A 7,289-nucleotide genomic window follows, 5' to 3' on the forward strand; every position below is an offset into this window, starting at 1 on the left:
AATTTTACTTGTTCCACTCCATTTGAATGTCGGCTGTGGTTTGTACATAAATAACCAATTCGCTGCTGGTTGGATAAATCCCAGAAATGGAAATAGCCGGTTTTTTCAGGGCAAATGAGGCAAAATCCGTTTCCCAGTCTCCCATTTCCAATAAAGCAGCCTGTGCATTATTCAAGTAATCACCTACAGGGATAACCCCTTGTTTTTGGATGATTTTCATGATCTTCCTGCGTTTCATCCAATTGGTCATGTTGGCAAGAAAGTTTTCGGTTTCCAGCCGGAAATCTACATTTTCTAACCTTATGGCGTTAATTTCAGGGTCAAAGGTCGGTTTTCCTGCCAAATAAAACTTCCCTTCCAGGTCTTTTTTGCCAAGTCGTTTGGCCAGAAAATCCAAAATGATCATGGTATTTTCTCCATAATGCCGGATGCTGAAATCCCGGGGTAAGAGCTGGGTTTTCCTGTCCAGGGTAATCAGGCTGTCCTTAAGGGATTCATTGAGGTAGCTGGAGATTTCATTGAAACCGATGGTAAGGGGTGTAGTGATGTTTAGCTCGTTTCCAAAGGATTGCTCCAGGGAAATTTCCGGAAGAGGGGAAAGCTGGGTGGCCAGTGGCCTGTCTTTTTGGCTTCGCATTTCTCCTTCCAGACCGAAATTCAATTCTAGCATCTGGTCGGTCGTGAAGGTCTCATGAACTTTTAATTTTTCGGCATGCGGGTAGATGTAGGTACCGGAAAGACCATTCTCTACGTACCTGGGCCTGCCAAATGAGGACCAGAAATTATCAGCGATACGCTTAAAATCCACGGCTGCCAATGCTCCGCCGCGCAGTTGATTTTCCATGATGGCCACCATCTGTCGCTTTACCATGGGCTCAAAATCAATTTTAAAACCCAGTAAATCGTATTCCAGTGCTTTTCCCCAGGACAAAATATCCAATCCTTCTATATCAAATGCCCAATTTTCTTTCAGTACGGGTAAAAAACTAATCTGTGGCGTCAAATTTTCCTGAAAAGGAATGGCTGTGGCTATCCTTTGTCCAAATAATCGCTTTTCCAGTCTCAATTTGCCATCCAGAAAAACAGGTAAGGCCAAAAGTATTTTACCATTTTCTTTAGCAGTCAGCTCCAGCAGACCGGTTTTATCCAGGTCTACATCTGCATATAGCCCATCCCCAAATTCCAGGTCTTTTTCATTAAACAATTGCTTGTCCAGACTATTATTGATCTGATCTTCCAAGAAAGAAAGGGGAATTTCAAGGCTGAGGTTAACTGTCGCATTGGCCTTAGGCAGCGGAGGAGGGGGCTCCAGTGCCTCGGGTCCGCCCATGGGCAGGCTTCGGCAAGCCCATCCGGTGAATGCAAGGAAAGAAATCAGGATAATTAAGCTATATCGGTACATGTTATACTAGAACGAATGAATAGGATGATTGGGGTGCTGCATCCAGATTATTTTAATTGTAATGACAAATATAGGCTAATTCAAAATTTTTTTACTGTTTTGAACTTTAAACCCACCATTTTTGGTTATTCTTGGCGTAAATCAACCTGAAATATGAGCTGGAAAAAATTAGATAAATTATCCCAACTGGATCAAATCAAGGAAGAAAGCAAAGGCATGCCTGTGGTAATTTTTAAGCATTCTACCAGATGCTCTATTAGCAGCATGGCCTGGAACCGAATGGAAAGGAGCTGGAAAGCCGAAGACCACGACCGCTTATCAGCTTATTTTTTAGACCTGATTGCACACAGGGATGTGTCAAATGCCATTGTTTCCGAGTTTGGAGTAGCCCATGCCTCCCCGCAGGTAATTGTCATCAAGGATGGACAAGTCGTCTATGACAACAGCCATATGGGCATCAATTACAGGGAAGTTGTTTCTATAGGTGCTTAGTATCAATTCAGCTCAAAATTTTCGGATATACCATTTTGTTTTTGAGCGATCTCATTGAATGGAAAAGCCCTGTCCGGTATTCTTGTGGGCTAATTTAGAATCCAATACCCTTTCAATCAGGCCCTGGTAGTCGACCAGGGTCGAAATTTTTGGTATGTAAACATTGCCCCCAATTTTAGCCACTTGATGTTTTTATTTGCCATTTAAATCTTTTTTTGTGAGCGGTTAAACCTGGGACCAGTAATGAGGTCTAATCCTTGTATTTAATAATCGCATCAAAATATGAGGATTTTTATTCTATTTATCTGCATTGGCTTATGGGCCACTACCGGACTTCTGGCCAGGCAGGATCGCCAGAATGTGCCCCTGATCAAGGGCAAGATCATTGAAAAGGACAGCCAGGATCCGATGATTGGGGCCAATGTACTTTTAAAAACACAGCAGGATTCCCTGATCAGCAACACTACTACCGGACCAGATGGAACTTTTAGTATTGCGTACCCCCGACTACCGGTTTTCAAACTTGAAATCACTTATGTTGGGTTTGAAAAAGTCACCCGGGAATTTAGCCGGGGAATGCCCCTTGATTTGGGCACTATTGCCATCAGTGAAGACAGCAACCTGCTGGGTGAAGTGGTCATCGAAGGCGAAAATGCTGTAGGTGAAATGAGGGGAGATACGGCAGTTTTCAATGCCAATGCCTTTAAAACCAAAGAAAACGCCATGGCAGAGGACCTTATTGGGAAACTCCCGGGGATCACCATTGAAAACGGTCAGGTGCAGGCGCAGGGCGAACAGGTACAAAAGATATTGGTTGATGGCAGGGAGTTCTTTGGAAATGATCCTTCCATCGCCCTGAGAAACCTGCCGGCAGATGCCATCTCCAGCGTAGAGGTGCTGGATCAGCGATCAGACCAGTCCAGGCTAACGGGTTTGGATGATGGCAACTATGCCAAAACCATCAATATTATCACAAAAGGAAATATGCGCAACAGCTATTTCGGGAGGGTCTATGGAGGATATGGAACAGACAATACCTATTCGGTAGGTGGAAATATCAATTTTTTTAATGGAGACCGAAGAATTTCCCTTATCGGTATGGTCAATAATGTGAACCAGCAAAACTTTGCATCAGACGACTTGTTGGGAGTAAGTGGAGGTCTCGGCGGTGGCGGCCGAAGAGGACGCCGGGGTGGCCCGGGCGGAAATAGTTTCGGTGTAGGATCAAACAATGGAATCGTTACTACCAACTCGCTGGGATTAAATTACAGCGATAAATGGGGCGAGAAAATCAATTTTACCGGAAGTTATTTTTTTAACGCCACCGATAATACAGTTTTCGAAAATACCAACAGAGAAACCGTTATCACGGAAGACCAGCGTCAGATTTATCAGGAAGACCAAATCAGCACCATTAATAATAAAAATCACCGCATGAATGCCCGGATGGAATACGATATCAATGAAAAGAATGCATTGATTTTCAGCCCCAGCATTAATTTCCAGGATAATTACAGGTATAGCAACCTGGAGGGTTTGAACCTGGATCAATCCCTGGATTCCCTTAGCGACACCCGAAATTTAACTGAGAATGAGACGCAGGGTTATTCCCTTTCCAACAACCTCACTTACCGGTACAAATTCGATAAGGTGGGCCGGACGGTATCCGTCGATTTATTTACCTCCTGGAACCAACGGGATGAATTAACTGATCTGATCTCCTCCAACAAAGATTACGTCAGAAATGCTTTCGATACCTTGGTCCAGGAAACAACGGCTTTGTCTGATGGGTTTAATTACCGGACCAACCTGACCTATACCGAGCCCATTAGCGAAAGATCGGTGGCGACATTCTCCTATCAGGTTGGGAACAATAAAAGCGCTGCGGATCAGAAGACGTTTCAATTGGCCAACGAACAGGGGATCATGGTATTGGATACGGCGTTAAGTAACGAATTTGATAATAAATTTCTGACTCAGCGGGCCGGATTAGGATATCGGTACAACAACAAGGGATTGAATATCAATATGGACCTGGACTACCAGTATGCGGTATTGGATAATGAAAGTGTGTTTCCCACAGAGGGAACCTTCTATCGGGATTTTAAAAATATCATGCCTACACTGACCATGAATTACCGTACGGAAAGTGGAACCAGTTACCGGTTTAGGTACCGGACCCGAACAGACGAGCCTAGCGTAAACCAACTTCAAAACGTGATCAATAACAGCAACCCGTTGAATCTTTCGGTAGGTAATCCTTCACTGGGCCAAAGTTACAATCACTCCATGTTTGTCAATATGTCTAAATTCAATATGGAGACAAACAAATCCTTTTTCGTGTTTTTCTTTACCAATTTGAATAATAATTACATTGGTACGAGTACGTTTGTGGCCCCTCAGGATACCCTGATAAATAATGAAGTATTGCTCAGGAGGGGCGGGCAAATCACCAGTCCGGTAAATTTAAATGGACAAATGAATGCAAGGCTATTTTTAAGTTATGGAACCAGCATTCCAAAATGGAAAACCAAAGTGAACCTGAACCCAGGCATCAGCTATGGCCGTACCCCGGGAATTATCAACGGGCAAACGAACACGAACGAAAATATCGACATACGACAGGGCATCACATTTGCAAGCAATATCAGCAAAGATGTGGACTTTAATCTCTCCACGAATGCCACTTACACCATCGTGAACAGCAGCCTTCAAAGCAATCTTGACCAAAATTATTTCATTCAAAGCAGTAACCTGCGGTTTTATTATTCTCCCAATGACGGAAAAACCTTTATCGCTAATAATGTCAACAACATGCTCTACAGGGGTCTTTCTGAGGGTTTGGACCAATCGGTCTGGTTATGGAACATTGAAGCAGGTTACCGCTTCCTGAAAAACAACAAAGGGGAATTGAAGGTATATGTCTTTGACCTGCTCAAGCAGAACAACAGCATTTCCAGGAACGTTTCGGATGTAGCGGTGACCGATGTGTATTCCAATGTACTGACCCGCTATGCCATGGTTTCCTTTACCTATATTATCGGTAATTTCAAAAAGTCTGATCTGCCCGAAGATGGCGACAGACCGGGAGGATACCGGGGTCCTGGTAGGGGTGGAGCGAGGAGCTGGTAAAAAATCCTTTTAGGAGGGCCGTTCATTGAATTAGAATATGGTTTTTACTAAAGAAAGTTTTTGGTACAGATGTGTGAGAAGGAGAGACTGGAGAGAACGAAGAGAGGGAGCGACTTTTGAGAATGGATCGTCCATCTTCCTCCATCTCATTCAATCGTAAGCATGCGAAGGAGTTTGATGGATGGCGACTAATAACTCAGTCCCAAACTCAAGCCTGCAAAAACCGGCTGAAAAGCCCAATATTTGCGGGGCTTAATGGGGATGGCAAGAAATGGGGTGTACCCCACTCTGAAAAAGAATCCCCCTTCAGGCTTTTGATACCTATAGCCAATTCTTAAAGGTAAACCCACATCAAAAACCACTTTATCGGTTGTTTGAAATGATTCCGAATCAAAACCTAAACTTCTGGTTAAGTAAGAAGTAACTCCCATACCCAATTCCAGATGATGGTTTGACTTTCCATAAAATGCTGATATCTCTACGGGTACTACCGGGAGCCATGTTGTTTTAGCATTTAACCTGTGATGGAACATTGAAAAACCTGCACTCGCATTTAGCTTTAGCTTCCCTTTTTGATGGAATATTCGCCCATAATTGAGTGCATACCGGCCTGAATTTCCACCAACTTCAAGATAGACTGCCTGCTTTGCGGTAAATTTTTTAACTTCTGTTTGAGCTGTTACCTTAAAGGAAATAGCGAAGGAAAGAACCAAAACAAAAATTAACTTGAGTCGGAAAAACAATTGACCGTCAAAAAAAGGTGGAGCATCGAAGAGAATTGGATTCATGATAAAAAATATTTAAATGCACCAAGAATGAATTAAATTTTAAGTTAATAATAATTACAAACGAAACAATACTTTCTGTATAAAAAATTTTCTTAAAACTAGAAAGTCCGTGGAGGGCTTATGCAACAATTGCCCGGTATTCGGATTTAAGTATTCAATTTCTTCGTCTGGTCTTTATGCCTTAGCAGGGAGGTTATTTGTGTGATAGCCATTTGATTGAGCTGTGTCAATCGTTCCGGTTGTTCCATTCCCTGATGAATGAGCATGGCATTGAGGCTTTCCATATTCGAGAGCACTACCAGTTGCTCTAAAGAAGCCTGGTCGCGAATATTTCCCTTGGTATCAGGGTTTTCATCCCGCCATTGTTTGGCTGTTTTTCCGAATATGGCCATGTTCAATACATCTGCTTCATTGGCGTAAATGAAAGAAACTTGCTGTATAGAGAGTTTTTCCGGGATGAGGTTTTCCTTGATAGCGTCTGTATGAATGTGGTAGTTTACTTTGGCTAGTGTGCGATGGAAGTTCCATTCGAGTTGGTAGCGGTTACTTTCTTCTTCTTTGAGCCGCTGGTATTCTTTAATCAGGTATAATTTAAACTCAGCACTAATCCATGAGGCAAATTCAAAAGCAATATCTCTTTGGGCATAGGTACCACCCCCTCTGCCCAGCTTGTTGATTAGACCAACAGCTTGGGTACGCTCAATCCACTTGCTTGGGGAGAGTGTAAAACTATTGCTGCCCGCATCAAATAAAAATGAGTCGAATTCGACCCCATTAAAAATGGGGTTGTTGATTTTTTCCCAAAGACCCAAAAATTCAATAGTTCCCCTATTTCTAAGCCAGTTTTTGACCACATCCTTAGGTTCCTTTGGGTTCTTGAAAGAAGCGATATCGGTTAATGAAATAAATTCTTGCTCTGCCTCATTTAAAACATTAATGTCAACCTGCTTGACTTTTATCGTATTTACTTTTCTGCTCATCTCAAAATCTACTTTTAATTGTACGGAATTCGCTATAATTAAAACCCCAGTTGTAGAAGGACCCCCATTCCCCAAGGTATTCAATGGTGCTTTTCAGGCTCAACCACTTAATGATGACCACATCCTGCATCTGACCGCTGGCTATATCCGTCATGGAAATATGGTCGTCTGCCTCTTGAGATAGGACAGTGATTTCGGCTCCTTCAATCTTTATTTTCTTGTTCTTTGCCATAAGTCGCTCATTTTAAGAAGCTTTCTGAAATAATAATTTCAAGGTTCAATGATTTTTTCAATATCATTTTTGGTAATTCACCATCTTCCTCATGAATGGTTTGAAGCGGATAACCCTTTAATTTTTCCCGAACATTGGCAGACTTTATTTTGGCTGCAGTCAAACGATTCATTCAAAAATAGTAAAAACCTGAGTTCGATTTTAATATATGGCAATTTGATTAGTTTGAGCAGTTTCATATTTGATTCCGGGCTTTTTTGGGA

Annotated in this window: 6 protein-coding genes; 2 read left to right on the forward strand and 4 right to left on the reverse strand. The window is 42.4% G+C overall.

What is annotated here, in order from left to right; genetic code table 11:
• Positions 1–4 precede the first annotated feature (4 nt).
• Positions 5–1,402 carry a DUF4403 family protein gene (locus tag G9Q97_RS21065; RefSeq protein ID WP_166150569.1) on the reverse strand — a complete coding sequence of 466 codons (1,398 nt, stop codon included), beginning with the start codon at positions 1,400–1,402 and terminating at the stop codon, positions 5–7.
• Between the two features lie 153 nt (positions 1,403–1,555).
• Between G9Q97_RS21065 and ytxJ the strand changes: the two genes are divergently transcribed.
• Both ytxJ and G9Q97_RS21075 read left to right on the forward strand, forming a co-directional pair.
• A complete protein-coding gene (gene ytxJ, locus G9Q97_RS21070) occupies positions 1,556–1,894 on the forward strand; it encodes a bacillithiol system redox-active protein YtxJ (RefSeq protein WP_166150571.1) in 339 nt (112 codons plus the stop codon).
• 282 nt (positions 1,895–2,176) lie between these two features.
• On the forward strand, positions 2,177–5,026 hold the full coding sequence (locus G9Q97_RS21075) for an outer membrane beta-barrel protein (protein ID WP_166150573.1): 2,850 nt from the start codon (positions 2,177–2,179) through the stop codon (positions 5,024–5,026).
• 188 nt (positions 5,027–5,214) lie between these two features.
• On the opposite strand, the gene G9Q97_RS21080 is transcribed toward G9Q97_RS21075, so the two are convergent.
• The 3 genes from G9Q97_RS21080 to G9Q97_RS21090 all read right to left on the reverse strand — a co-directional run bounded on the left by G9Q97_RS21080 (position 5,215) and on the right by G9Q97_RS21090 (position 7,026).
• A complete protein-coding gene (locus G9Q97_RS21080) occupies positions 5,215–5,814 on the reverse strand; it encodes a hypothetical protein (protein WP_166150574.1) in 600 nt (199 codons plus the stop codon).
• A 146-nt stretch (positions 5,815–5,960) separates the two neighbouring features.
• Positions 5,961–6,794, reverse strand: a complete 834-nt coding sequence (locus tag G9Q97_RS21085) for a KilA-N domain-containing protein (RefSeq protein ID WP_166150576.1) — start codon at positions 6,792–6,794, stop codon at positions 5,961–5,963.
• A 1-nt stretch (position 6,795) separates the two neighbouring features.
• Positions 6,796–7,026 carry a KilA-N domain-containing protein gene (locus G9Q97_RS21090; RefSeq protein ID WP_166150578.1) on the reverse strand — a complete coding sequence of 77 codons (231 nt, stop codon included), beginning with the start codon at positions 7,024–7,026 and terminating at the stop codon, positions 6,796–6,798.
• Positions 7,027–7,289: the final 263 nt, after the last annotated feature.

The sequence above is a fragment of the Cyclobacterium plantarum genome (assembly GCF_011290685.1).
Taxonomy (GTDB): domain Bacteria; phylum Bacteroidota; class Bacteroidia; order Cytophagales; family Cyclobacteriaceae; genus Cyclobacterium; species Cyclobacterium plantarum.

What these genes read in the sequence shown, in the direction of transcription:
- G9Q97_RS21065 (WP_166150569.1), bottom strand. Translation starts at nt 1,402, where the DNA reads ATGTACCGATATAGCTTAATTATCCTGATTTCTTTCCTTGCATTCACC.
- ytxJ (WP_166150571.1), top strand. Translation starts at nt 1,556, where the DNA reads ATGAGCTGGAAAAAATTAGATAAATTATCCCAACTGGATCAAATCAAG.
- G9Q97_RS21080 (WP_166150574.1), bottom strand. Translation starts at nt 5,814, where the DNA reads ATGAATCCAATTCTCTTCGATGCTCCACCTTTTTTTGACGGTCAATTG.
- G9Q97_RS21090 (WP_166150578.1), bottom strand. Translation starts at nt 7,026, where the DNA reads ATGGCAAAGAACAAGAAAATAAAGATTGAAGGAGCCGAAATCACTGTC.
- G9Q97_RS21085 (WP_166150576.1), bottom strand. Translation starts at nt 6,794, where the DNA reads ATGAGCAGAAAAGTAAATACGATAAAAGTCAAGCAGGTTGACATTAAT.
- G9Q97_RS21075 (WP_166150573.1), top strand. Translation starts at nt 2,177, where the DNA reads ATGAGGATTTTTATTCTATTTATCTGCATTGGCTTATGGGCCACTACC.